The 24460-nt window shown below is 66.1% G+C and carries 21 protein-coding genes and 1 pseudogene; 15 read left to right on the top strand and 7 right to left on the bottom strand.

Annotation, left to right across the window (positions count from 1 at the left end; all coding sequences use genetic code 11):
• Positions 1-4: 4 nt before the first annotated feature.
• From DPV79_RS03545 to DPV79_RS03495, 11 genes are all read left to right on the top strand, one after another.
• The gene (locus tag DPV79_RS03545) at positions 5-685 is read left to right on the top strand and encodes a hypothetical protein (RefSeq protein WP_113044793.1); all 681 of its coding nucleotides are present in this window, start codon (positions 5-7) and stop codon (positions 683-685) included.
• 31 nt (positions 686-716) lie between these two features.
• Positions 717-1214, top strand: coding sequence for an Lrp/AsnC family transcriptional regulator (locus DPV79_RS03540; protein WP_113044792.1), 498 nt, complete (start codon positions 717-719; stop codon positions 1212-1214).
• Positions 1215-1365: 151 nt separating this feature from the next.
• Positions 1366-2445, top strand: coding sequence for a homoserine dehydrogenase (locus DPV79_RS03535; RefSeq protein ID WP_113044907.1), 1080 nt, complete (start codon positions 1366-1368; stop codon positions 2443-2445).
• Positions 2442-3872: an aldehyde dehydrogenase family protein gene (locus DPV79_RS03530; protein ID WP_113044791.1), complete on the top strand. Its 1431-nt coding sequence runs from the start codon at positions 2442-2444 to the stop codon at positions 3870-3872. Before DPV79_RS03535 ends, DPV79_RS03530 begins: the two co-directional genes overlap by 4 nt.
• Before the next feature lie 78 nt (positions 3873-3950).
• Positions 3951-4748, top strand: coding sequence for an ABC transporter ATP-binding protein (locus DPV79_RS03525; RefSeq protein ID WP_021157537.1), 798 nt, complete (start codon positions 3951-3953; stop codon positions 4746-4748).
• A 31-nt stretch (positions 4749-4779) separates the two neighbouring features.
• On the top strand, positions 4780-5559 hold the full coding sequence (locus DPV79_RS03520) for a transporter substrate-binding domain-containing protein (protein ID WP_113044790.1): 780 nt from the start codon (positions 4780-4782) through the stop codon (positions 5557-5559).
• A 71-nt stretch (positions 5560-5630) separates the two neighbouring features.
• Entirely contained in the window at positions 5631-6308 is a 678-nt protein-coding gene (locus DPV79_RS03515) for an ABC transporter permease (protein WP_059586411.1), read from the top strand.
• A gap of 13 nt (positions 6309-6321) precedes the next feature.
• On the top strand, positions 6322-7017 hold the full coding sequence (locus tag DPV79_RS03510) for an ABC transporter permease (protein ID WP_021157540.1): 696 nt from the start codon (positions 6322-6324) through the stop codon (positions 7015-7017).
• A 43-nt stretch (positions 7018-7060) separates the two neighbouring features.
• Positions 7061-8230: a trans-sulfuration enzyme family protein gene (locus tag DPV79_RS03505; protein ID WP_048021219.1), complete on the top strand. Its 1170-nt coding sequence runs from the start codon at positions 7061-7063 to the stop codon at positions 8228-8230.
• Between the two features lie 104 nt (positions 8231-8334).
• The gene (locus DPV79_RS03500) at positions 8335-9264 is read left to right on the top strand and encodes a homocysteine S-methyltransferase family protein (RefSeq protein ID WP_113044789.1); all 930 of its coding nucleotides are present in this window, start codon (positions 8335-8337) and stop codon (positions 9262-9264) included.
• A complete protein-coding gene (locus tag DPV79_RS03495) occupies positions 9261-9698 on the top strand; it encodes an Lrp/AsnC family transcriptional regulator (RefSeq protein WP_113044788.1) in 438 nt (145 codons plus the stop codon). Before DPV79_RS03500 ends, DPV79_RS03495 begins: the two co-directional genes overlap by 4 nt.
• 29 nt (positions 9699-9727) lie before the next feature.
• Here DPV79_RS03495 and DPV79_RS03490 read toward each other — a convergent pair whose 3' ends face one another.
• The gene (locus DPV79_RS03490; RefSeq protein WP_060049878.1) at positions 9728-10669 is read right to left on the bottom strand and encodes a LysR substrate-binding domain-containing protein; all 942 of its coding nucleotides are present in this window, start codon (positions 10667-10669) and stop codon (positions 9728-9730) included.
• A gap of 82 nt (positions 10670-10751) precedes the next feature.
• On the opposite strand from DPV79_RS03490, the gene DPV79_RS03485 reads away from it, so the two are divergent.
• A complete protein-coding gene (locus DPV79_RS03485; protein WP_208866702.1) occupies positions 10752-11150 on the top strand; it encodes a nuclear transport factor 2 family protein in 399 nt (132 codons plus the stop codon).
• A 156-nt stretch (positions 11151-11306) separates the two neighbouring features.
• On the opposite strand, the gene DPV79_RS03480 is transcribed toward DPV79_RS03485, so the two are convergent.
• Positions 11307-11957 carry an alpha-ketoglutarate-dependent dioxygenase AlkB gene (locus DPV79_RS03480; RefSeq protein WP_113044787.1) on the bottom strand — a complete coding sequence of 217 codons (651 nt, stop codon included), beginning with the start codon at positions 11955-11957 and terminating at the stop codon, positions 11307-11309.
• Positions 11958-12024: 67 nt separating this feature from the next.
• Positions 12025-13536: a DNA-3-methyladenine glycosylase 2 family protein gene (locus tag DPV79_RS03475; RefSeq protein ID WP_113044786.1), complete on the bottom strand. Its 1512-nt coding sequence runs from the start codon at positions 13534-13536 to the stop codon at positions 12025-12027.
• Between the two features lie 1079 nt (positions 13537-14615).
• Between DPV79_RS03475 and DPV79_RS03470 the strand changes: the two genes are divergently transcribed.
• The 3 genes and pseudogenes from DPV79_RS03470 (at position 14616) to ansP (ending at position 20411) form a co-directional block, all read left to right on the top strand.
• Complete coding sequence (locus DPV79_RS03470; RefSeq protein ID WP_059863575.1) at positions 14616-15617, top strand: FHA domain-containing protein; 1002 nt, start codon at positions 14616-14618, stop codon at positions 15615-15617.
• Positions 15614-18484, top strand: a pseudogene (locus tag DPV79_RS03465) (TOMM system kinase/cyclase fusion protein); the annotation flags it as partial. The gene DPV79_RS03470 and the pseudogene DPV79_RS03465, both read left to right, overlap by 4 nt.
• Before the next feature lie 436 nt (positions 18485-18920).
• A complete protein-coding gene (gene ansP, locus DPV79_RS03460) occupies positions 18921-20411 on the top strand; it encodes an L-asparagine permease (protein WP_048021232.1) in 1491 nt (496 codons plus the stop codon).
• Between the two features lie 49 nt (positions 20412-20460).
• Here ansP and DPV79_RS03455 read toward each other — a convergent pair whose 3' ends face one another.
• The 4 genes from DPV79_RS03455 to DPV79_RS03440 all read right to left on the bottom strand — a co-directional run bounded on the left by DPV79_RS03455 (position 20461) and on the right by DPV79_RS03440 (position 24460).
• The gene (locus tag DPV79_RS03455) at positions 20461-21000 is read right to left on the bottom strand and encodes a cytochrome b (protein ID WP_021157562.1); all 540 of its coding nucleotides are present in this window, start codon (positions 20998-21000) and stop codon (positions 20461-20463) included.
• A gap of 372 nt (positions 21001-21372) precedes the next feature.
• A complete protein-coding gene (locus tag DPV79_RS03450) occupies positions 21373-22464 on the bottom strand; it encodes a porin (RefSeq protein ID WP_113044785.1) in 1092 nt (363 codons plus the stop codon).
• Positions 22465-22638: 174 nt separating this feature from the next.
• Positions 22639-23361 (bottom strand): SDR family NAD(P)-dependent oxidoreductase, encoded by a 723-nt coding sequence (locus DPV79_RS03445; protein WP_113044784.1) that lies wholly within the window; start codon positions 23359-23361, stop codon positions 22639-22641.
• Complete coding sequence (locus DPV79_RS03440) at positions 23339-24460, bottom strand: 2,3-butanediol dehydrogenase (protein ID WP_113044783.1); 1122 nt, start codon at positions 24458-24460, stop codon at positions 23339-23341. Before DPV79_RS03440 ends, DPV79_RS03445 begins: the two co-directional genes overlap by 23 nt.

Genomic DNA, 24460 nt, shown 5'->3' with positions numbered 1-24460 from the left:
TTGTATGCCGGACACGCCAATCGTCATCGTTGAACACGCCCGCAGGCGAACCGCCCAAGTCCGGTCCGGCGACGTCCCCGCCGCCTTGCAGGAGGGTCCCAAGTGGGTGTGCCGTATCGTTCCGGATCACGCACAGAGATCCTGCGAAGGGCGCCGATCCGCTGCAAGCGCGGCTGAAATGCTCGGCCGACTGAAGCCTGCGAACGTCGCGTTGACGGACCCTGTCCCAAGCGCCGGCGGCTGGCTGGCGCGCGCTTCGACCGACGAGGCGGGCCGGTGTCGAGCCTATGCGCATCTCGGTGCGAACCGGATCCTCGAGATGGTCGGCATGCCGGGCGTCGGCCCGTGGCTCGACGAGCACGACACCTGGTGGCCCGGCGCGTACGAGCTGCCGTTGCTCGAACAGTTGTCCGCGAACGAGTCGCCTCTGCGCAACCTGCTTGGCGCGACTGCGCCCGCCCATCTGTTGATGAGCCTGACCGAAGTCGACGGCACCGCACTCGTGACCGAATCGGACGATGGCATCGAGCGCCCGTTCCGTATTCCTGCAGGAGTGGACACGATCCATTTCGAACCCGTATGCATCCGCGGGCCAGTCGCGCAGTGGCGCGAAACGCTGGTTACCGCGTTCGACCGTGTCCGGCATCTGGTCGGGCTCAGGTCGGCCCGCCCTTTTTATCTTTGACGCAAGTACCCGTTCTCCGGCAGGCCACGCCATGACCGACGCACTCGACTCCTTCGACCGCAAGATCCTGAATATCGTCCAGCGCGATTGCACCGCGACGGCGGACGCCATTGCCGAACGGATCGGCCTGTCCACCTCGGCCGTGCAGAAGCGCCTGAAGCGCATGCGCACCGAAAAGATCATTTCGGCGGAAATCGCGGTGGTCGATCGCGCGGCGGTCGGCAGGCCGATGACGTTCATTGCGGCAATCGAGATCGAACGCGAAAACTACGAGACGGTCGCCAGGTTCCGCGAGTGGTCGAAGGCGCATGACGAAATCCAGCAGATCTACTACGTGACCGGCTCCGTCGACCTGATCGCGATCATCACCGCGCACGACGTCGAGGCGTACGACCGGCTGTCTGCGCGGATCATGCAGAGCAACCCGATGATCCGCCGGATCAACACGAATGTCGTGCTGAGTGCGGTCAAGGTCGGGCTGTTCGTGCCGGTCGACAAGGACGGCGACGACGAACCGCCGGCTGCCTGACGTACCTGTTTCGCGCGGGAACGGGCGATCCGTCCGTCCCGCATGACAAACCGCAATGGATGACGACCTGAATCGGGCGAAACGACTAATTTGAAAATCGATTCGCATAACTAACCTGTGTCGTGTGGTCAATGAACAGGAGATGATCGAGATGGAACTCAAACTGGCACTGGTCGGTTTCGGCGGAGTCAATCAGGGACTGGTCGAACTGCTCAAAAAGAAGCGCGGGATGCTGGGGGCGGCGGGACTCGACGCATCGGTGACGATGGTCGCCGACCTGCGGCTCGGGATCGCGACGAATCCTCGCGGTATCGCGCTGGACGTCCTCGACGAAACCGCGCGGCGGGGCGTCGATGCGGAAGCGCTGCGCCGCGATCCCGGTACGCTGGTGTCGCCGGACGTCGGCCTCGGTGCGGTGCTGAAGGCCATCGCGTCGGACCACGTGGATGTCGTCATCGAGGCGACCTTCACGGATCCGAACACCGGCGAGCCCGCGCTGTCGCATTGCCGTACCGCGCTCGAATGCGGCAAGCACGTGATCACGACCAACAAGGGGCCGATCGCGCTCGCGCAGCCGGCACTGGCGCGGATCGCCGCGCAATCGGGTGCCTGTGTGATGTACGAGGGCACGGTGATGAGCGGCACACCGGTGCTGCGGCAGCTCGCGACCTCGCTGCGCGGCTGCGACATCAACGGTTTCGCCGGCATCCTGAACGGCACGTCGAATTACGTGCTCGGTGAGGTCGAGGCCGGCGCGAGCTTCGATGCGGCGATCCGGGATGCGCAGCAGCGCGGCTATGCGGAGGCGAATCCGGCGGCCGACGTCAACGGTTCGGACGTACAGCTGAAAGTCGTGATTCTGGCGAACGCGCTGTGGAATGCCGGCCTCAAGCGTGCCGACGTGACGTGCCGCGGCATCGTGGAATTGACCGAGCACGACGTGCGCGCGGCGGCGGCGGAGCGCATGTCGTGGCGGTTGATCGGTTCTGCCGTCCGTCATCCGGACGGCACCGTGACCGCGAGCGTCGAACCGCGCAAGCTCCCGGCCGGCCATCCGCTGCTTGCTGCGAGCGGCGTGACGAACGCGATCACGTTCGACACCGACGTGCTCGGCGGCGTGACGATCAGCGGGCCGGGTGCCGGCCGTGAGGAAACGGCGTTCGCGATTCTCTCCGACCTGATCGAACTCGCGGACAGAATCGGCGCAGCCTCGCATGAGGTGGCGGCATGAGCGCGCGCGATGCGGTGATGACCGACTGCACGGGAGCCGGCGTGGCCGATGTCCGGTCGCCCTATGACGGCTCGATCGTCGGCCAGGTTCGCCTGTCACCTGCGGATGCGGCGCCGGTCCTCGTCGAGCGCGCGCTCGACGGCGCGCGCTCGGCCGCAACCCTGCCACGCAGCCGGCGGGCCGACATCCTGTTCCGCGCGGCCGCGAGCGTGGAGGCACAAGCGGAGACATTTGCACGCACGATCGCGCTCGAAGCGGGCAAGCCGCTGCGGCAGGCCCGCAAGGAAGTCGCGCGCTGCGTGAACACGCTGCGCCTGTCGGGCGAGGAAGCGAAGCGACTGGTCGGCGAGACGATCCCGTTCGACGGGTATCCCGGCTCCGAGGATCGCAGCGGCTACTACACGCTGGAGCCGCTGGGCGTGATTCTCGCGATCACGCCCTTCAACGACCCGCTGAACCTCGTTGCACACAAGCTCGGGCCGGCGCTCGCGACCGGCAATGCGGTCATCCTGAAGCCCTCGTTGCTCGCGCCGCTGTCCGCGCAGGCGCTCGTCGATGTTCTGTGGGAAGCCGGGGCGTCGCGCGACGCGCTGCAGATCGTGCACGGCGGCGCGGATATCGCGTCGGCTCTGGTGCGCGACCGGCGGATCCGGATGGTGACCTTTACCGGCGGCCCGCAGACCGGCGAAGCCATCACGCGCGATGCGGGACTCAAGAAGGTCGCGATGGATCTCGGTGGAAATGCGCCGGTGATCGTCATGGCCGACTGCGACCTGAAGGATGCCGCCGAATCCTGCGTGTCGGGTGCGTTCTGGGCGGCGGGACAGAACTGCATCGGCACACAGCGGATCTTCGTCGCCGAGGCGGCATACGAACCGTTCGTCCGGTATTTCGTCGAGCTGACCGGCAGGATGGTCGTCGGCGATCCACTGGACGATGCGACCGACATGGGGCCGATGATCGGCGAGGAACAGGCGATCCGCGTCGAACGCTGGGTCGACGAAGCGGTCGCGTGCGGTGCGACGGTGCTGAGCGGTCATCGGCGACGCGGGGCGCTGTATGAACCGACGGTGCTCGCGGATGTGCCGCACGACGCGCGCGTATGGACCGACGAGGTGTTCGCGCCGGTCGTGACGATCGAGAAATTCACCGACCTGCAGCAGGCGCTCGATGCGGCCAACGCGTCGGAGAGCTGCCTGCATGCAGGTGTGTTCACCAGCCGGCTGGAGGTGGCGCTCGGCGCGGCCGAGCGACTGCAGGCGGGCGGCGTGATGATCAACGATTCGTCCGATTACCGCTTCGACGGCATGCCGTTCGGCGGATTCAAGCATGGGTCGCTGGGCCGCGAAGGCGTTCGGTTCGCGATGACGGAAATGACACAGCCGAAGGTGGTGTGCTTCAGGCGCAACCGGCGGCTGTCGAGCTGATGCGCAAGCGCCGGCGCCTGGCGGGCCGGCGCGAACCGAAGCGGTGTGGTGAGCAACGTATCGAAGAAGGAGTCGAGGATGCCAGCAGCAATTCCTGCATGCAAACCGGCGGCGGACGCGCTGGTGGTCGAGGATATTCACAAGTCGTTCGGCGGTGTCGAGGTGCTGAAGGGCATCTCGCTGACCGCGAGGAATCACGAGGTCGTATCGATCCTCGGCAGCAGCGGGTCAGGCAAGAGTACGTTCCTCAGATGCATCAACCTGCTGGAAATGCCGGACCGCGGCCGGATCTGCGTGAACGGCGAAACGCTCGCGCTGAAGCCGGCGGGCCGCGACGGCGCGCTCGTCGCGGCCGACGCTCAGCAGGTGATGCGCGTGCGCCGCAAGCTCGCGATGGTGTTCCAGCAGTTCAATCTCTGGGCGCACATGACCGTGCTGCAGAACGTGATGTTCGTGCCGGCGCGCGTGCTCGGCGTGCCGAAGCGCGACGCACGCGACAAGGCGATCGCGATGCTCGAACGGGTCGGGCTCGCCGGCAAGTGCGAACACTATCCGAACCAGCTGTCGGGCGGCCAGCAGCAGCGCGTCGCGATTGCACGTGCACTCGCGACCGACCCCGACGTGATGCTGTTCGACGAGCCGACGTCCGCGCTCGATCCCGAGCTCGTCGGCGAAGTATTGAAGGTGATGCGCTCGCTGGCCGACGAGGGACGCACGATGCTCGTCGTCACGCACGAGATGGGGTTTGCACGCGAAGTCGCGAACCGCGTCGTGTTCGTCCACCAGGGAAGAATCGAGGAAGACGGCAGTCCCGATGAGGTGTTCGCGAGCCAGAAATCGCCGCGTTTCCAGAAGTTTCTGTCCAGCATCATCTGATGCGGATTCGTTGTCAACCGGAGAGGAAACCATGAAGAAGCTGCTTCAGTCGCTGTGCGTGGGCGCGGCACTGCTCGGATCGATCGCGCATGCCGAGCAGGTCGTGCGGATCGGTACGCTCGCCGATTACGCACCGTTCGAATACAAGGATGCATCCGGCAAGCTGCAGGGCATGGAGATCGACATCGGCAAGAAGATGTGCGACACGATGAAGGTCAAGTGCCAGTGGGTGACGATGGATTTCGACGCGCTGATTCCGGCGCTCAAGGCGAAACAGATCGATGCGGTGCTCGCGCAGATGTCGAAGACGCCGGAGCGCGAGCAGTCGGTGGACTTCACGCGCATTTTCACGACGGCACCCGTGCAACTCGTCGCGAAGCAGGGCTCGGGCATCACGGACAACGCCGCCACGTTGCGCGGCAAGACGATCGGCGTTCAGACGGCCTCGACGCACGAATCCTATCTGCGCCGCCGCCTGCCGGCGGGCAAGTCGGGGGTCAACGTGAAGGTCTATCAGACGCTCGACGAGGCCTGGCTCGATCTCGAGGCCGGGCGCGTCGATGCGGTGTTCGCCGACAACACGGTCGCGTACGACTGGCTGACGAAGGCCGGCAGGAAGGAAGGCTTCGACTTCGTCGGCAAGCCGATTGCCGATGCGGAGATCTTCGGCGACGGTACGGCGATCGCGGTACGCAAGGGCGACGCGCCGCTGAAGGCGCTGTTCGACAAAGGCATCGCGCAGGTGCAGGCCGATGGCACGTTCGCCGCAGCCAACAAGCGCTATTTCCCGTTCAGCATCGCGCCGCAATAACCGCGCATCGGGACCGCGCGGTCGCCGGACGGCGGCCCGCGCGAATCGGGCTCACAAGGAGCGATATAACGATGGACATCTTGGTGAACTACGGCGCGCAGATCGCGGCTGGCGCGCTCGTCACGCTGGAGCTCGCGGTCGCCGCGCTGTGCGTCGGCATGCTGCTCGGCATCGCCGGCGCATCGGCAAAGCTGTCGAGCCTGGGGTGGCTCAGACATGCGACCTATGCGCTGACCAATTTCCTGCGCGGCATTCCCGAGTTCCTGATCCTGCTGATCTGCTACTTCGGGCTGTCGCATCTGCTCAACGCGCAATTCGATGGCGCCATCGTCATCAGCCCGTTTTCCGCCGGCGTGATCGCGCTCGCCGTGGTGTTCGGCGCCTACGCGTCGGAGATGTTTCGCGGCGCGTTCATCGCGGTGCCGGCCGGACAGATCGAGGCGGCGCGCGCGTATGGAATGACACGCGCGCAGACACTGTGGCATGTGCGCCTGCCGCAGGCGTGGCGCATCTGCCTGCCGAGCCTGAACAACATGTGGCAGAACCTGCTGAAGGACACCTCGCTGGTGTCGATCGTCGGGCTCGAGGACATGCTGCGCAAGGCCAACATCGCCGCGCAGTTCACCAAGCAGCCATTCGTCTTCTACGTGACGGTCGGCATCGTCTATTTCGGCTTTCTCGCCGCATCCAACCCCGTGTTCGCGTGGCTCGAGCGCATCGCGGGCCGCGGTTACGCAAAACGCACCTGAGGAGGGCCATGCGATGAACGACTTTCTTTCCCTCATCGTGCAGTCCGGCCCGGACATCGCGCGCGGCATATGGATCACGCTCGAACTGCTGGTGCTGTCGTGCACGCTTGCATTCGCGCTCGCGGTGCCGCTGGCGGTCGCGCGCACGTCGGCACGCCCGTGGCTGTCGACACCGAGCCGCCTGTTCATGTCGGTGTTTCGCGGCACGCCGCTGCTGGTGCAGATTTTCGTGCTGTATTACGGGCTTGCGCAGTTCTCGGTCGTGCGTGCGTCGCCTCTGTGGCTGCTGGTCGGCGGATCGTTCTCGTGTGCGTTGTGCGCGCTGACGCTCAATCTCGCGGCGTACATGGCCGAAGACATCCGGGGCGGGATTGCCGGCGTCCCCGCCGGCGAGAAGGAAGCCGCGCTCGCGTTCGGGATGAGCCGCTTCATGCTCACCTGGTTCGTGATCGTGCCGCGCGCGATCGGCATCGTCGCACCGACGCTCGGCAACGAGATCGTGCTGCAACTGAAGTCGACCGCGCTGGCCAGCACGATCACCGTGCTCGACCTGACCGGTGTCGCGCGCCGCATCTCCATCGAAACCTATACGACCGACGCGCTGATGCTGGCCGGCATCGTGTACGTCGGTATCACTGCGGTACTTTCGACCGTGCTCAAACGTGTCGAAGGTCTGCTGAATCGCCATCTGGGCAGCGCGCGTGCGTGACGGACGCTGCATAACGCGACACAACGAACGATCCGAGGACGACATGGGATACAAGCTTGAAACGCTGGCGCTGGCTGCGGACCGCGACGTGACCGACGAAAAGTCGGTCGCGCCGGCGATTCACTATTCGGCGGTGTTCAAGGCAGCCGGCAGCGAGGAGTTTGCGGAGATGTCGAGCGTGCCGCAGCATCCGCGCAACTACACCCGCTACGGCAATCCGGTTCACGAGCGCGTGAAGGCGGTCATGGCGGAGCTCGAAGGCACCGAGACCGCGCTCGTCACCGCATCCGGAATGGGCGCGATCGCGACCGCGATCCTCAGTGTCGTGAAGGCCGGCGATCACGTCGTCGGCCAGACGCGTCATTACATGAGCACCACGAAAATGCTCGACGACATGCTGCGCCGGTTCGGCGTCGAGGTGACGTTCGTCGACCAGACCGACGTGGGCGCGTTCGATCGTGCGATCCGGCCGAACACGCGGCTGATCGTGCTCGAGTCGCCGGTCAATCCGCTGCTGCTCGTGACCGACATCGCCGCGGTGACGGAAATCGCAAGGGCGCGCGGCATCCTGACGCTCGCGGACAACACGTTCGCGTCGCCGGTCAACCAGCAGCCGCACCGGCTCGGGGTCGACATCGTCGTGCACAGCGCGACCAAGTATCTGGGCGGCCATCACGACCTGACCGGCGGCGTGATCTGTACGAGCCGCGTGCTCGCCGAGCAGATCTGGCATACGCACATCACGCTCGGCTCGGTGCTGTCCCCGATGGACGCGTGGCTGCTGCTGCGCGGGCTGCGCACGCTGCCGATGCGGGTCGAGCGGATCAACGCGAACGCCCAGGCGCTCGCCGAATTCCTCGAAGCGCACGCGAAGATCGAACGCGTGTTTTATCCGGGCCTGCGCAGCCATCCGCAGCATGCACTCGCTTGCCGGCAGATGCGCGGCTTCGGCGGTGTGGTGGCGTTCGGCGTGCGGGGAGGCTACGGCGAAGCGCAGCGCTTTGTCGAGGCGCTGCGCTTGCCCCTGAATGCAGGCAATCTCGGCGGCGTCGATTCGCTCGCGATCCATACGGCATCCATGTGGGCGGGCACGATGTCGGCGGAGCAAATGCGCGCTGCCGACATTCCGCTCAATTTCATCCGCTATTCGGTCGGCATCGAGCACATCGACGACCTGAAAAGCGATGTCGCGCAAGCATTGGAGCAGATCTGACACGGACCAGCGCGCACGCTCGATCGACGACTCGCGCGCGTCGCGCCAACCTTTGAATCGATTCGGGCACGAGATGCGCGGATTGCAACGACGGAGCACGGACTATGCATGACATCACAGTACTCGACGGCGGCATGGGGCGCGAACTGGCGCGGATGGGGGCGCCGTTCAGGCAGCCGGAGTGGTCGGCACTCGCGCTGATGGAAGCGCCGCATTACGTCAGCCTTGCGCACGACGCATTCGTCGCGGCGGGTGCCGACGTGATCACCGCGAACAGCTATGCGGTCGTGCCGTTCCATATCGGCGACGAGCGGTTCCGTCGTGACGGAGTCGCGCTCGCGGCCCTTGCCGGGCAACTCGCTCGGCAAGCGGCGGACCGCGCAGGGCGGCCCGTGCGCGTCGCAGGATCGCTTCCGCCGACGGGCGGTTCCTACCGCCCCGACCTGTTCGACGCAGCGCGCGCCGATGCTATCTTGGCGACGCTCGTCGATGGGCTCGATCCCTACGTCGACCTGTGGCTGGCCGAGACGCAGAGCCTGACCGACGAGATCGGCGCGGTCCGGCGAGCGCTGGGTGAGAATCCGAAGCCGCTCTGGGTCTCGTTCACGCTGCGCGATGACGTCGAAGCAGGCGCCACGCCGGTATTGCGATCGGGGCAGACGCTCGACGAAGCGATCGACGCCGCCGTGTCCGCGCGCGCGACCGCGCTGCTGTTCAACTGCAGCCAGCCGGAGGCGATGGGCGCGGCGATCGAGACGGTGCAGCGCGGGCTTGCGCAAACGGGAACGTCGCTCGTGATCGGCGCCTATGCGAACGCGTTTCCGCCTCAGCGCGCCGATGCGCGTGCGAACGAGGAACTCCACGGTTTGCGCGGCGACATCGATCCGCCCGGCTATGCAAGATGGGCGGAGCAGTGGCTCGCGCTGGGCGCGCAGATCGTCGGCGGATGCTGCGGAATCGGCCCCGGCCACATCGCGGCATTACGCGACGCGGTCGATGCACGCGGTGCCCGGCATACCGGGTTCGGCGAATGAAGATCGACAGCCTGGACCAGAAGATAATCGACGCGTTGTGTGCCGATGCGCGGATTCCGCTCGCGGTGCTGGCCGACAGGATCGGTCTGTCCAGGCAGGCGGTCCGGAACAGGATCGACCGGCTCGAAGCGCTGAACATCATTGCAGGCTATACGGTGCGGCTCGCATTGCCCGACGAGGTCGTGCCGGTGCGCGCCGTGATGCTGGTTTACCGCAAGGACCGGATGCGCGGTGCGGACGTGCTTGCCGCACTCGAGCGGATCGCCGAGGTGCGCGATTGCGCGGTGCTCAGCGGCGAGGTCGATTTGCTCGTACAGATAGAGGCCGCCACACACGAGCGCATCAGCGACATCTGGGCGACGATCAGTGCGATGGACGGTGTGCAGAACATGACGACCAGCTTCGTGCTCGACTCGGTTGTCCACAAGCGTTGACCAAACCGGCGCGACGGGAAAAGAGCAGGTCAGTCTTCTCGCGCAAGCCGCAGCAAGATGTCGGCGAGGGCTCGAATTTTCGGTTGTGCCGCACGTTGGGACGGATATACAAGGAAGTAGGAGAGGCCGTCGTGAACCACCTCCTCAAACGGCGTCACCAGCGATCCGGCACGGAGCCGGTCTCGTGCCATTCGTGGGTCGCCGATTGCAATTCCGTGTCCTTCCGCCGATGCCGCGAGCGTCAATTCGAGGGTATCGAATACAAGTCCACGTTCCGCATCGATCTGGAGCGCCCCAACATGATCGAGCCAGCATCTCCACTCCGCGTGGCTGGGCCCGGGATGGAGCAAATCGACATGCGCAAGGTCGGCAACGGATCGCAGTGATGTTGCCAATGCGGGCGCGCACATCGGCGTGAGCGTCTCGGAAAACAGCGGTAGCGCTTCCATACCGGTCCACTGTCCCGTGCCTCGCACAATGATGGCATCGACGTCGGACGTAGTGAAATCTGGCGTATCGTCCGCGGATGTCGAAATACGAAGCTCCGTCCCGCTCATGGCGCGATGAATGTCCGGCAGCCGCGGGAGCAACCAGCGAATGGCGAACGTGGACGGCAACGTCAAGGTGAGAACCGAGGTCGTCCGTGCATGGATGTCCGCGTGCTGAACCAATTGCGTGAGCACGTTGACCGCGACCGTCAGCAGTCCATTTCCTTCCGCCGTCAACGTCAGCCCCGATACATGGCGCACAAAGAGCGCGCATCGATAATGCGTTTCCAGCTGCTGTATCTGGCGGCTCACCGCGCCTTGCGTACGGCATAGATGAGCCGCAGCCTTGCTGACGCTGCCAAGCTGCGCCGCGGCGACGAATGACTGAATCGCTGCCAGCGGTGGGAGGGGCCGCGTCAGGTCAGCCAGCGGATATGCATGCGCTGCATACCCGGATTGCATATTTTTCGATTGTTCGGTCATCGGTGCGTCGCTATCGTGCGTCTACCGGATGCCCTGTTCTTGCGAATGAACGGGGTTGTCGACGAATGATCGGAGGATAATCTTGGACTCAACGTCGGGATCACTATATACGGAACAGGTTCGCGCGTACCTTCGGGAACTGGAGCGAGGCGATATCGGTGCCATCTGCGCGCTATTTACGCCGGACGCGCAGATTTTCTCGCCATTTCTCGGCTGGATGCACCCTGAGCCCTTCTTTTCGAAGGTCGCTGCCGCGTCGGGAGAAAGCAAGATTACACCGATCGATATCTGCGTCAGCGCGAGCGGGGCTCGACGTGCGACAGGTTACTTCATCTACGACTGGGGCCTGAAAGACGGCTCGGCGGCGCGCTTCGAGTGCGTCGACGTGTTCGAGTTCGACATCGCGGGCCTCATCGAACGGATGATCATCGTCTACGACACCCATCCGATTCGTAGTACGGTCGGCGACAAGTACGCGTAGCGGAATCGATGTTGCTCAATACCGAAGGCTGGTTTGCGGGGAGGTCGCCGACAAGCTTCCGGCGGCATCCACGCGCACGCGGCCCGGATGAATACCCATGCGGATTGCCTTGGTATCGAGAGGCGTCACACCGCCAGATCTCGGCAGCTTCGTGTGCTAATCCCTCACGCCCTGCGCCGAGCTCATGAAGTTGACGCTGATCCGCGTGCCGTCGATTTCCGGTTCCTTGGGCACGCAGTGCACCCAGTCTTGCTGCGCGCGCCCTCCCATCACCACCAGGTCTCCGGAAGACGGCTTGAAGGTCATGGAGCGGCCGCCCTTGATCGGCTTGATCAGGAACCGGCGTATCGTGCCGAGCGTCAGGACGGGCACGATGCAGTCGAGCTTTCGGCACGACCCGTGGTCGCGATGCCAGCCTGTACTGTCTTGCCCGTTGCGATAGAGGTTCATCCACATGCCGTCGTATTCCACGCCGTAGTGACGCGATAGCGCGCGCACAGCCTCCAGCAGGCGCGCGTCGGGCACGTCGGCGACATGCTTGTAGACCGCCGTCATGCGCGGCTCGCGGAACACCTGGTTGAACATGCGCCGATCGTGCTCGAGCCACGGAACGCCGTTGCGCAACTGCTCATAGAGCAGCGAAGCCCCCGAAATCCATCCGGGCACGATGTCGATCCAGGAATGGGCGTCGAGATCGAAACGCCTTGCCGATCGAAAGGACTCGTCTATCGAGAATTCGGCGTCGCTGCTTCCGAACAAATCGCTCTGAGCAGGTACCGTGCTCGGGAGCCGTGTGATTGAATTCATCGTGCAAGTTGATCGCTTCCGGTGTGACGAGTCACGCGGCCGGGAAAGATGTCGATATGAGTCGTCGTCAGGCAGAAGCACCGTGATTCATTGCATGCCACGCACGCAACACCGAATAGCCGCGCCAGGGCCGCCATTTCTCGGCGGCTTGTGCCGCGGCACGGGCGCTACCCACACCCAGGGCTTTTTGCAACGCGACGTCGCCGGCGGGAAAGGCGTCGGGCCAACGCAGCGCGCGCATGGCGATGTACTGCGCCGTCCAGTCGCCGATGCCGGGCAACGCACACAATTCGGCGCAAGTCGCAGCGACGTCTACGCCGGGATGCAAAGCGATGCGCCCGTCCTGCACGGCGTGCGCCAGCGCATGCAGCGCGGTCTGTCGTTGCCGCGTGATGCCCAGGCGGCCGAGCTCGTCGCCGGTGGCGGCCGCCAGGGCAGCAGGCGTGGGAAAGAGACGATCCAGACCCGCGACAGGCGTTTCGATCGGATCGCCGAAGGCCGCAACCAGTCGCGCGCCCAGTGTGCGTGCAGCGGCCACGGTGACCTGCTGGCCCAGCACGGCGCGCACCGCCAGCTCGAAGCCGTCCAGTGCGCCCGGCACGCGCAAGCCTTCGCCCAACGGGAACGCGGCGTGCAGAGCCGCGTGGATGGCGATCGGGTCGGCGTCCAGATCGAACGCGGCGCGCACACGGTTGATCAGCGCTGGCAGGGCGGCGGCCAATGAATCGCTGATCGTCAGCATGGCCTGCGCGCGATCTTCGTCGAAGCGAGCGCGCAACCAGCCGCTGCGCGCCTGCGCACCTTGTACAAGCCGCAGCGTTCGCGTGTATTCCAGGCCCGCGACCTGCTCCACGCCGGGCAACGCGCGCAGGCGCAAGAAGCCCACCATTGCCTGTACGTCATAGGGCGGTCGCCAGCCGAGTCGCACGGTCACGCCTTGTCCATCGGACGTGGATCTGGCCCGGCGCAAGGCGCTGGGATTCAGGCCGTAGTGGCGCGAGAATGCATCGTTGAAGCGTCGGACGCTGGAAAAGCCGCTGGACGCCGCCACCTGGCTCATCGGCAATCGGGTGTCGGCAATCAGCTGCTTGGCTGCCAACAGCCGGCGTGTTTGAAGGTACTGAAGCGGCGACACGCCGAAGTGTGCGTCGAAAATGCGGCGCAGATGGCGGTCGGTCACGCCCAGCCGTTGCGCAATGCGCGGCATCAAGCCGCCGCTCGACTGCCCGAAGGTCGGGCGCGCGGAGGTCATGTGCCGCCATGCGTCGGGTTCATCCATCAACCTTGCGGCCTGCAGGGCCAGGATGCGCGAAGCGTCCTCCGTGCTCCAGGATGCGGCGCGCGGGGCCAATTCGGGGCGGCAACGCAAGCAGGGCCTGAAACCGGCCGCTTCTGCTTCTGCCGCGTGACGGTAGAAGCGGAGGTTCTCGCGACGTGGCGTTTTCACGCGACACACCGGACGACAGTAGATGCCGGTGCTGGTGACGGCCGCGAAAAAGGAGCCGTCGAAGCGCGCGTCGTGCGCCTTCAGCGCCAGGTAGCAGGCGTCGCTGTCGGGGGTGTCGATGGGGGTAGGCATGGGTGACATCGTATATCCCGGGCGCCCGCGACGTGCGCCATTTTCGGACATGTGGTCTGTCGGCTTTGCGCCGCCGAACACCGGGCATCTCGAGCGTCCGGGACGGCGGGGAATGATTGCGCGGTTCGGCCCCGCCAACCTCACGGAGCGCGGTATGCGCTTGACTTCAAGTTGATCGGGAAGCTGGATCGTGCGTGAGGCAGTGCGGTGCGCTCATAAAACGGACCGGCCCTCACGATGGCGCATTCCCGTTCCATCGCAAGAATCGGAGTTGCCGCGCGACTTCTTCCCGACAAAGTGTCGCTACGCGCAGGCCGGATGATCAAGCCGTGAGTTGCACGGGCGATAGCGGCCCCGTTTTTTGCGAGCCTGCCGCTTGCAGCGGCGGTTGTTGCCGATGCGTTCCATCGACCTTCTGGCCGGGCGATCACGGCGATGGGATCGTCGACGTCTTGCCTGCTTCCAGCCGTTGCCGGCAATCGATCGTGACGCGGCGGCGTGCCGGTACCCGCTTGCCCGCCGACACCCGCCGAAATATCGGATGCGACACCTTAACCCCGCAGTAACTCTTTTAATGCAATCCGCCAAAACATCGGATGGAATTATTTAAGCGGAAGAAACTATTTAATTTATTTCCTTTTAATCAAACAAAACATCCGTGCCGGCAAAGGTATTTAAGTTCGCCTCGTCATTCAATGTGACTGCTTCCGCTCCGCATAAGCCTGGCGGGGCTCTGTGGGTGATTCAAATTTACGCCCCTTTATATGCGACCTGAAAATCGGTCGAAAATGTAAAGCATTGCAATATCAAGGAATAATTTGAGCGTTTCGATTGCGATGCATGATTTTATTTGGCAGGATTTTCATCAGGTTGCTCGATTTAAAGACAACAATACAGCCGGCCATTCAATCAGTCGAAACAACGCGTGCCGGATGAGCAACGATCCGAAAGGAAGCTGACGAAGAAACGGGTAACGAGGCGGCGAACGGGCGACATCGTTCGCGTTCATTGAAGCAATCGTTTGCCTGGGCCTCGATGCGTCACTCGAGCGACCCGGGCGGATTCGATACGGGGCAGCCATGGCGATACTCATGAACGATTCTTCCGGGGAAGCGTGCCTGCTCCGCGCGTATCACGTGTTCGGCCGGGACGCCGCGCGTTGCGATACGGTCATCCGGGATGCGTCGGTGTCCCGTGTTCACGCCCATATCCGCTGGGTGGGCGGGCTGTGGGAACTCCACGATCACAGCAGCAACGGCACGTCGCTGTCCGGCGTGCCGTTGCGCCACGGCGATCACGCGGTACTGCAGCCGGGTGACGTGATCCGGTTCGGCAGGGCCGGCATCGCGCCGTGGCGCGTTGAAGCGCTCGACGATCCGGCCGATACGCTGTGGCCGATACGAGGTGCTGCGCATCCGATCGTGCTCGCGCCGCGTCAGATCCTGGCCGCACGCGCCGCGCAGCCGGTCACGATCGTCCGGTCGCCGGCCGGCGAATGGCTGTGCGACGACACGTTGCCGCCGCGCGCGCTCCACGACGGCGACGAAGTATCGACCGGCGACGCCACGTGGCGCCTGGCACTCGCGCGCAACGGTTCGACGATGAGGCTCGCCGCGCCCGCCGATCCGGCCGTGCCGGCACAACTGCTCGAATTCCTCGTCAGCCGGGACGAAGAGCATGTGCGCATGCTGCTGCATGTTCGCGGCGGTGTGGTCGATCTCGGCGAGCGCGCGCATCACTACAGTCTCGTCACGCTTGCCCGTGCACGTTCGGCCGACATGCAGGCCGGCTACGACGCCGCCACGCAAGGCTGGATCGAACTCGACCGGCTGGCGCGCATGCTCGGCATCGATACGTCTCATGTCAACGTGCAGATTCACCGCGCCCGGAGCCAGTTCGCGGCCCTGCCGGGGCTGGGCGCGAGCCAGCTCGTCGAGCGCCGGCGCGGCAGCGTCAGGTTCGGCGATTTCCCGTTCCGCGTCATGCGCGGCGCGCATCTCGAATGCGAGTCGGTGCCGCCCGCTCAGCCGCGCATCGGCGTGCATCGTCCGGCGCCGGCCCCGGCAGTCCATTGCTCATGAACGCGAGAGAACCGGTCTCGGCACCGGCGGTGCCCCGCGCGCCCTTCGCGCCGTTTGCGGAACTGGCCGGCAAGCGGCGTTACCGGCTCGGTTCGTTGCTCGGCGAAGGCGGTAATGGCGTGGTGTTTCGCGCGACCTGCTGCGAAACGGGACAAGCCGTCGCGATCAAGCTGATGCGGGATCACGCCGCGCGGACCGCGACGGAGCGCGCGCGCCAGCGTGCGCGCTTCCAGCGCGAGACGAGCCTGTGCGAGGCGCTGCGGCACCCGAACATCGTGGCATTGCTGGACAAGGGGGAAGCGCCCGACGGCCGGCTGTTCGCCGTATTCGAGCTGGTGCAGGGCCGGACCTTGCGCGACCGGCTCGCGGCACAGGGGCCGCTGTCGGCCGTCGACACGGGCCGGCTGATGGCGGAGGTGCTCGACGCGCTCGCGGCCGCGCATCGCCGGGGCATCGTGCATCGGGACCTGAAGCCGCAGAACATCGTGATCGCGATGGCCGACGACGGGCCGCACGCGAAGCTCCTCGATTTCGGCATCGGTGCGTTGCTGCCGGGCGCGGAAGACATCGGGCGCCAGACCCTGACGCTGGCGACCGAGGTGCTTGGTTCGGCGTCCTATTGCGCGCCCGAGCAATTGCGCAACGAGCCGCCGACGCCAGGAAGCGACCTGTATGCGTGGGGCCTGGTCGTGATCGAATGCCTGACGGGCGAGGTCGTCATGCGCGGCGCGAGCGTGGCCGACATTCTCTATCAGCAGCTCAGCCCGGTGAATGTCGCGTTCCCTCCGCCGATCGCATCGCATCCGCTCGGCGCGGTATTGCGGCGCGCGCTGAGCAAGAATCCGGAGCAGCGCGCCGCGTCGGCCGACGAACTCGCGGAACCTTTTCGCGCGCTCAACTTCGCGGCGCTCGTCGGCCAGTTCGATGCCGGCCGCGCAAGCGGACCGACGCATCCGCGCCCGTTCGCGCCGCACGGCGAGCCGATCGCAACGGCGGGCGGGTACCGTCAGATCACCACGCTGTGCTGTTGTGTGACGATCACCGGGGAAAGCCGGCGACGCCGCGCCGAAGTCGATCACGACGCCTTGCTCGACGGCTACGAGGAGCAATGGCAGACGAAGTGTGCGGATATCGCCGTCGGTTACGGCGCGCAGGTCGACGCACGGCTCGGCGACACGCTGCTGTTCCACTTCGGCCTGCAAGGCGACATCGATCGGCCGGCGCGTCGCGCGGCGCGCGCGGCACTCGACATGGTGCGGGTGGCCGGGCGCGCACGGCTGCCGGTGCCCGCGGCGGCCGGCGGCGACGCCGGTGGCGCAAGCTGGCGCGTCGAAGTGGCTGCCGCGATTCACGTCGGGCAGGTTCTCGCCCATGCGTCGCATATGTCGGGCGTATCGACGCCTGCCGCGGCTGCGCGGTTGCTGCGGCTTGCCGGGCCCGGACAGATTCTGATCAGCGACGATGCGCGGCTGGCGCTCGAACGGCATGCGGACTGTCGGCCGACGCCGTTGCGGCTCGCGCGGGCGGGCCTCGTGCCGCAGCCGGTTCACGAATTGCTCGGCGAGCGGCGCGCCGATACGCCGTTCGATTCGCTCGACGCCGGCATGCGGGCACCGATGATCGGCCGCGCGCGCGAACTCGACGTGCTGTTGCGCGCATGGCATGAAACGCTGGCACGACATCGTCGCGTGGTGCGCGGCGAGCCTGTGCCACACGGTGTGCCTCGACTGGTCGTCGGCGACGCGGGGCTCGGCAAATCGCGCCTCGTACACGAGTTGTGCGAGGCCGTCCGGGGCGAGGGTTCTGCGTGCGCGTATTGCGGGTGCCTGCCCGAGCGGGAGAATCACGCACTGTTTCCGGTCCTGCGATTCATCGCCGCGCATTGGCATATCGACGCCGACGACCCGGCGGGTCTCGCGCTCGCGGCGATCGACACCATGATCGCGCCGCTCGAATGCGATCACGCGGCGGCCCGTGCCGCACTCGCGACCTGGCTGGGGGTGCCCTGCGACGGGACGAGGGCCCCATGGTCGAGTGCGCGCGAACAACACGCATTGTTCGACGTCCTCGAATTGTTCGACGTCCTCGAGCAGCTGATCGTGTCGCTCGGCAATGGCGCGCCGGTGTTGTTCGTCGTCGAGGATGTCCAGTGGATCGACCGCACGACCGAGGATTTTCTTGCGTACCTGCGGCGCTCGCCGCGCGCGGCGGCGCTCGGCATCGTGCTCACGTCGCGCCCCGACAAGCTCGCGCGCTGGCGCGGCGCGACGAAGCGCCTGGTGTTGCGCCGCCTGCCGCGCGACGACGCGCAGCGCCTGATGTCGGCATGCCTGGGCCCGGGCGAGCTCGATCCGCTCTGGCTCGACCCGCTCGCCCGGCGCACGGCGGGCATTCCGCTGTTCATCGAGGCCGTCGCGCGCGAGCTGACGATGGGCGGCGCGGACGACACGCTCGCCGGGCTGCTGACGACGGAACCCCGCCCGCTTCCGCTCAGTCTCGGCGGGATGCTCGGTCGAGCGTTCGACCGGATCGACGACGCGCGCGACACCGCGCAGCTCGCCGCGACGATCGGGCTCGAGGTCGATGCGCAACTGCTCGTCGCGGCTTCGCCGCATGATCGCGCGACGCTCGACGCGCACCTGCAGTTGCTGCTCGAGGAACGGATCCTGTACGCGCAACATCGGCGCGATCGCGTGGTCTATTCGTTCCGCCATGCGTTGATTCGCGATGCGGCGTATGCGTCGATGCCGCCCGACCTGCGGCGCGGCAACCATGCGCGCGTCGGCCGCGCGCGGGTTGCGTGAGCCGCTCGCGGCGCCGGTGCGCATGCGTTTGGCGTCGCTCATTTCTGGCTGCGTTTTGGTGCACGACGGCTTTACCCGGTGCCGGTGGAACCTGGGTGGTGCACCCGGCCACGCAGCGAAGCGAAGTTGAATCCGGCACGGCTGTTTCCGTGACCTGACCGGTCGTCAGCCAGCGGCGCCGGGTGCCGGGCGCGACGTCGGGCGTGGCGTAGTTTCATCTCGTGCTCCCGCTTTCGTCTTTCGAAATCCTGACGTATTTCAAAATGCTTTCCATCCATGCCGCATGCGCGATTCGATGCCGGGACAGTCGAAATTTGCATAGCGTTTGTGAACGGAATTACGGCTGCATACGTTCGCGGTTGACGGTGCCGCGCGCCATGTCCGGCGCGCAGCGGCCTCGATGCGCGGCGTGACGGCGCGTCGCACGGCTGCGGGCGCCGACGGGCCCGGATCGCGGTACGGTCCGAACGAGATCACGCAAGCACATGAGGATGCAGTCATGGCATCGATTCCCGAACCCGCGCCGACCGGCGACACCAGCAAACGGAACTGGCTCGAATCCCACGAGGCCGGCTATCACAAGACCCTCGGCAATCGACAGGTGCAGATGATCGCGATCGGCGGCGCAATCGGTACCGGCCTGTTCCTCGGCGCGGGCGCGCGCCTGCAGGCTGCCGGGCCGTCGCTCGCGATCGTCTATCTGGTGTGCGGCGTGTTTTCCTTCCTGATCCTGCGCGCGCTCGGCGAGCTCGTGATGCATCGCCCGAGCAGCGGCAGCTTCGTGTCGTATGCGCGCGAATTCCTGGGCGAGAAGGCGTCGTTCGTCGCCGGATGGATGTATTTCCTGAACTGGGCGATGACCGGCATCGTCGACATCACCGCGGTCGCGCTCTACATGCATTACTGGGCGCCGTTTTCGGGCGTGCCGCAGTGGATCTTCGCGCTCGCCGCACTGTGCATCGTCGCGACGATGAACCTGATCGGCGTGAAGTGGTTCGCCGAGATGGAATTCTGGTTTGCGTTGATCAAGGTCGCCGCGATCGTGCTGTTTCTCGTGATCGGCAGCGCGATCCTCGGCACCGGCGGGCATGTCGCAGGCCATGACACGGGCATGCACCTGATCACCGACAACGGCGGGTTCTTCCCGCACGGGCTGATGCCGGCGCTGGTGCTGGTGCAGGGCGTGGTGTTCGCGTTCGCGGGCGTCGAACTGGTCGGCACTGCCGCCGGCGAATGCAAGGACGCGCGCAAGGTGCTGCCGCGCGCGATCAACAACGTGATCTGGCGCATCGCGATCTTCTACGTCGCGTCGGTCGTCCTGCTGGTCTGCCTGCTGCCGTGGAGCGCGTACAAGGCGGGCCAGAGCCCGTTCGTCACGTTTTTCGGCGCGCTCGGCGTGCCCGGCATCGGCTCGGTGATGAACCTGGTGGTATTGACCGCGGCGCTGTCGAGTCTCAACTCGGGACTGTATTCGACCGGGCGCGTGCTGCGTTCGCTCGCAATGGGCGGCTCGGCCCCGGCGTTCCTCGGGAAGATGAGCGGGCAATCCGTGCCGTACGCGGGCATTCTCGTGACGGTCGCGATCTACGTGGTCGGCGTGCTGCTCAACTACCTGGTGCCGTCGAGCGTGTTCGAGATCGTGCTGAACATCGCGTCGCTCGGCATCATCAGTACGTGGGCATTCATCGTCGTGTGCCAGATGAAGTTCCGCGCGGCGGTCGCGCGCGGCGAGGTGGACGACGTGTCGTTCAGGATGCCCGGTGCGCCCGTGACGTCATGGCTGACGCTGCTGTTCCTGCTCGGCGTGCTGGTCCTGATGGCATTCGACTATCCGAACGGCACGTGGACGATCGCGTCGATCCCGCTCGTCGCGCTGCTGCTCGTGGCCGGCTGGAAGTGGCTGAGCGGCCGTGCGCACCGCGCGTCGCTCAAGCCGACGATTCCATCGGTCGCGCTCACGCAGAACGTGCTCGAGAAGGACGGCGACTGACGGGATGCGCGACAAGCGGCGGGAGCCGGCTCGATTGCGGCGCGTCCGCTCAAATACCCATCCGCGCGGCAACACCGTCGCGATCGACGAACTTGTGTTTCAGCGCGGCCGCGACGTGCACGGCCAGCAGCAAGCCGAGCGTCAGCACCAGTGCACGATGCAGCGCGTCGGTCAGGAGTCGCAACGGTTCGTCGCGGCCGACAAGCATCGGCAGGTCCGCGATGCCGAAGAAACTGACCGGATGCGCCCCGGCGAGGCGGTGCACGTAGCCGGTCAGCGGCACGAGAAACAGCAGCAGGTACAGCACGCCGTGCAGTGCGCCGGCGATCCGCGCCTGCCATGCAGGAACGCTGCCAGGCAGCGGCGGCGGCGTGTGCGTCGCGCGCCACACGAGGCGCGGCACGGTCAGCATGAAGATCAGGCTGCCGATCGACGCGTGATAGAACAGGATGCCGTTGAACTGCGGCGAGCTGTGCGGGAACGTATCCATGTAGAGCCCGATCGACAGGTTCGACAGGATCAGGATCGCGATCGACCAGTGCAGGGCGATCGCGAAGCGTGCGTAGGTGGGGTGGTTGGGCTGTGACATGAGCGGTCTCGCTGTTTCGGGTGGGGTTCGCCCGCCCGCACGTCCGGGGCGCGAACGGCGTGGCGACCTCCGATATACCGGAGCCGGCCCGGATTTATTCCCGTTGCATGTGTCGACCGCCGTGTTTCGCTTGTAGCTCGTATTCCCGCACCCAGTTCTGCGGCGTATGGTCGGTTGCGGCGAGTGCGCCTCGATACGTTCGATGCGCTTGCCAGCCGGTCGGGCGACAGGCCCGGGGGCGCGGCTGCGATGCGCGCGATGGCTTCTACGTGAAGCCGACCCTCGTCGTACCGAAGTCGTTGCAGTCGAGCGTGTGCCGCAACGAAAGCTTCGGGCCGGCCACGCGGGTCGCGCGGCCGGCCGCCTTGCGTGTCAGAACCGCGTACTGAATCCGACCCGCGCGATCGACTGCAGTGCGCCGCTCGACGCGCCGTTCGCGTCCATCACGCCGTTGATCTGCGCATTGCTGCCGTGGTTCGCGCGCTGATGCACGCCTGCCACGTACACCATCGTGCGCTTCGACAGCCAGTACTGGACGGCCGCCAGGAACTGGTGCGCGTGCGCATTGTCGAGTGTGTCGTTGCCTTTCATGTAGGTGTAGCTCGCGCCGACCACCCACGCAGGCGACGGATGCCACGACGCGCCGGCTTCCGCCGACCACGCGCCGGCGTCGTTCGCCGAGTTCCGTACGGTCGTCACGAGCGCTTTCCCCGTGACCGTGCCGAGTGTGTAGTGCACCCCTGCGCCCCAGTTGCGCACGCTGGTCGGCGGGAGCCCCGCCGACGCGCCGTATTTCTGGTTCGTATAGGCCGCGCCCGCGCCGAACGGGCCGTTGTCGTAGCTCGCGCCGACGCTGACCGTGTTGTTCGCACCGACCGACCCCGCGACGTTCCCGAAGCCGTACAACGCGCCGAAGGTCAGGCCCGACAGCGACGGGCTCGTGTACTTGACGGAATTCGCGACGCGATTGCTGCCCGCGACGCGATCCCAGTCGAATGCGCCGGTGGGGTTGTTCGGCAACGCGAGCCTGTCGAACGGCCCGTTGCGAAAGCCGTACAGGCCGACGAGATCCTGCGCGATCTCGTTGCCGCTGGCGGCGAGCGCATCGACCATGAACTCGTACTGGTTGCCGAGCGTGAGCTTGCCGTAACGGTCGTTCTCCAGCCCGACGTAGGCCTGCCGTGCGAACAGCCCGCCGCCGATGATCGAGCCGTTGCCGAGCGAATACTGGTCCACGAGCCGGAAGATCGCGCGCGTGCCCGCGCCGAGATCCTCCTTGCCTTCGAAACCGAGCAGGTTCGGAAAGAAGATGTTGTCGTCGAACTTCGCGTTGCCGTGGCCGCCTTCGTTGCTGACGTAGCTGATGCCGGCATCCATCAGCCCGAACATCGTCACGCTGCTCTGCGCGAACGACACGGCGGGAAGGGCGCATGCCGCGAGCGCCACAAGGGTCTTTTTCGTCATCTCCAATGTGCTCCTCACATGTTTCCGGTCAGGCCGGATATTTTTGATTGGACTACTGATTGATATGAACAAACCCGAGCCGGGCGATTCCCGGTTCGGTGGCAACCGGAGCGAGCCGGTGCGCGGCAGGCATCCACTGGAACCGCGTACCCGCCTATGCCTGTCGAGCGCGCGCTAGACCGTCGAATACCCGCCGTCGACCGGCACGACCGCGCCTGTCACGAACGACGCAGCGGGCGAGCACAGGAACAGGATCACGTCCGCGACTTCGTTGGCCGTGCCCCAGCGCCCGAGCGGCGTGCGTTCGAGGATGCGTCGAGACGCCAGCGTGTCGGCCATCAGGCCGCTGCTGAGCGGCGTGTCGATCCAGCCGGGCGCGACCGCGTTCACGCGGATGCCGCGATCGGCCCACGCCTGCGCGAGCGAGCGCGTGAGCTGTGCGATGCCGCCCTTGCTCGCGCTGTACGCGGGGCGGTCCTTGCTGCCGAAGTACGTGTACATCGATGCGACGTTGACGATGCTGCCGCCCTGTACGGACAGCGCCGGCAATGCGGCGTCGGAGGCGCGCATCACCGACGTCAGGTTCACGTTCAGCACGAGTTCGAACTGGTCCATCCGGTATTCGTCGGCGTGCCGGCTGATGCCGACGCCGTTGACGAGCACGTCGAGCCGCGGCAATGCGGCGATCGTGCGCGTCAGCGCCGCGTTGTCGGTCACGTCGAGCTCAACGCACCGGACACGCGGATGCACCGGCGCATGCGGGCCGGTAGCGTCGAGCCCGAGCGCAACGACCGATGCGCCGGCTTCAGCGAAACGCCACGCCGTGCTTGCGCCGATGCCCGATGTGCCGCCGGTTACAACGACGGTTTTCCCCTCAAATAACCACTGGCGACTCATGTTGGACACTCTCGACGGCGTGGGTGGCGCGCGCATGCCGCTGCGCGGGGGAAACCAGGATCTTGATCTGCGTACGATCGGCGAGCAGCGCGTCGAAGCCGTCGGTGACGGCGTCCTCCAGCGACACGGTGCGCGTGACGATCGACGTGAGATCGAGCGCGCCCGACGCGACGATGCGCAGCAGGTCCTCGTACGCATGCCGGTAGCCGACGCTCGCCGTGAAGGTCAGTTCGTCGTTGACCGCGCGGAACGCGTCGAAGCCCGCCTGCGGCATCAGGCCGACCATCACGACGCGGCCGCCCTTGCGCAGCGCCTGCATCGCCGCCTCGAACGTGGCGGGCAAGCCGGCCGCCTCGAAGCTCGCGTCGACGCCGAGCCCGCCCGATGCCTCGTGGATCGCGTCGCGCAGCACGGACGCGTCGAGCGTGCGCGCATTGAACGTGTGCGTCGCGCCGAAGCGCGCGGCGGCCGCGAGGCGCTCGGTCGACACGTCGACCGCGACGAGGGTCGTCGCACCTTGCAGCTTCGCGAGCTGGATCAGCAGCAGGCCGATCGGCCCGAGCCCGAATACCGCGCACGTGTCGCCGAGCCGGAGCTCGGCGCGGCGCAGCGCATGCAGCGCGACGGCCGCGGGTTCCAACACGGCGGCCTGCTCGAGACTCACGCCGTCGGGCAGCCGGTGCAGCATGTAGGCGGGCACGACCGCGAAGTCGGCCATCCCGCCGTCGCCCATCAGCCCGGCAAAGCCCATCGACACGCACAGGTTGTACGACCCCGAGCGGCAGTACGCGCACTGGTGGCAGCGATATTCGGGCTCGACGGCGACACAATCGCCCGGATTCAGCGTCGTCACGCCTTCGCCGACTTCGACGACGGTGCCGCAGAATTCGTGGCCGAGCGTCAGCGGCGCGGTACGGCGCGACAGCGGATGCGGCGTTTCGACCGGAATCGCGTGCGGGCCGTCCGCGTATTCGTGCAGGTCGCTGCCGCAGATGCCGCAATACGCGACCGCGATGCGCACCTCGCCCGGCCCGGGGCGCGGCGTATCGATTTCCACGAGACGGACGTCGCGCGGGCCATGCCATTGAAGTGCACGCAT

This window comes from Burkholderia reimsis (assembly GCF_003294055.1).
Taxonomy (GTDB): domain Bacteria; phylum Pseudomonadota; class Gammaproteobacteria; order Burkholderiales; family Burkholderiaceae; genus Burkholderia; species Burkholderia cepacia.
Note: the sequence above shows the minus strand (reverse complement) of the source record. Positions and strands in the feature narration are given on the sequence as shown.

Excerpts from the sequence above, each read along its gene's own strand:
- DPV79_RS03535 (WP_113044907.1), top strand. The coding sequence starts at position 1,366 with ATGGAACTCAAACTGGCACTGGTCGGTTTCGGCGGAGTCAATCAGGGA.
- DPV79_RS03475 (WP_113044786.1), bottom strand. The coding sequence starts at position 13,536 with ATGCCTACCCCCATCGACACCCCCGACAGCGACGCCTGCTACCTGGCG.
- DPV79_RS03510 (WP_021157540.1), top strand. The coding sequence starts at position 6,322 with ATGAACGACTTTCTTTCCCTCATCGTGCAGTCCGGCCCGGACATCGCG.
- DPV79_RS03515 (WP_059586411.1), top strand. The coding sequence starts at position 5,631 with ATGGACATCTTGGTGAACTACGGCGCGCAGATCGCGGCTGGCGCGCTC.
- DPV79_RS03525 (WP_021157537.1), top strand. The coding sequence starts at position 3,951 with ATGCCAGCAGCAATTCCTGCATGCAAACCGGCGGCGGACGCGCTGGTG.
- DPV79_RS03505 (WP_048021219.1), top strand. The coding sequence starts at position 7,061 with ATGGGATACAAGCTTGAAACGCTGGCGCTGGCTGCGGACCGCGACGTG.
- DPV79_RS03470 (WP_059863575.1), top strand. The coding sequence starts at position 14,616 with ATGGCGATACTCATGAACGATTCTTCCGGGGAAGCGTGCCTGCTCCGC.
- DPV79_RS03480 (WP_113044787.1), bottom strand. The coding sequence starts at position 11,957 with ATGAATTCAATCACACGGCTCCCGAGCACGGTACCTGCTCAGAGCGAT.
- ansP (WP_048021232.1), top strand. The coding sequence starts at position 18,921 with ATGGCATCGATTCCCGAACCCGCGCCGACCGGCGACACCAGCAAACGG.
- DPV79_RS03445 (WP_113044784.1), bottom strand. The coding sequence starts at position 23,361 with ATGAGTCGCCAGTGGTTATTTGAGGGGAAAACCGTCGTTGTAACCGGC.
- DPV79_RS03450 (WP_113044785.1), bottom strand. The coding sequence starts at position 22,464 with ATGACGAAAAAGACCCTTGTGGCGCTCGCGGCATGCGCCCTTCCCGCC.
- DPV79_RS03520 (WP_113044790.1), top strand. The coding sequence starts at position 4,780 with ATGAAGAAGCTGCTTCAGTCGCTGTGCGTGGGCGCGGCACTGCTCGGA.
- DPV79_RS03495 (WP_113044788.1), top strand. The coding sequence starts at position 9,261 with ATGAAGATCGACAGCCTGGACCAGAAGATAATCGACGCGTTGTGTGCC.
- DPV79_RS03530 (WP_113044791.1), top strand. The coding sequence starts at position 2,442 with ATGAGCGCGCGCGATGCGGTGATGACCGACTGCACGGGAGCCGGCGTG.
- DPV79_RS03540 (WP_113044792.1), top strand. The coding sequence starts at position 717 with ATGACCGACGCACTCGACTCCTTCGACCGCAAGATCCTGAATATCGTC.
- DPV79_RS03500 (WP_113044789.1), top strand. The coding sequence starts at position 8,335 with ATGCATGACATCACAGTACTCGACGGCGGCATGGGGCGCGAACTGGCG.
- DPV79_RS03455 (WP_021157562.1), bottom strand. The coding sequence starts at position 21,000 with ATGTCACAGCCCAACCACCCCACCTACGCACGCTTCGCGATCGCCCTG.
- DPV79_RS03490 (WP_060049878.1), bottom strand. The coding sequence starts at position 10,669 with ATGACCGAACAATCGAAAAATATGCAATCCGGGTATGCAGCGCATGCA.
- DPV79_RS03545 (WP_113044793.1), top strand. The coding sequence starts at position 5 with ATGCCGGACACGCCAATCGTCATCGTTGAACACGCCCGCAGGCGAACC.
- DPV79_RS03440 (WP_113044783.1), bottom strand. The coding sequence starts at position 24,460 with ATGCGTGCACTTCAATGGCATGGCCCGCGCGACGTCCGTCTCGTGGAA.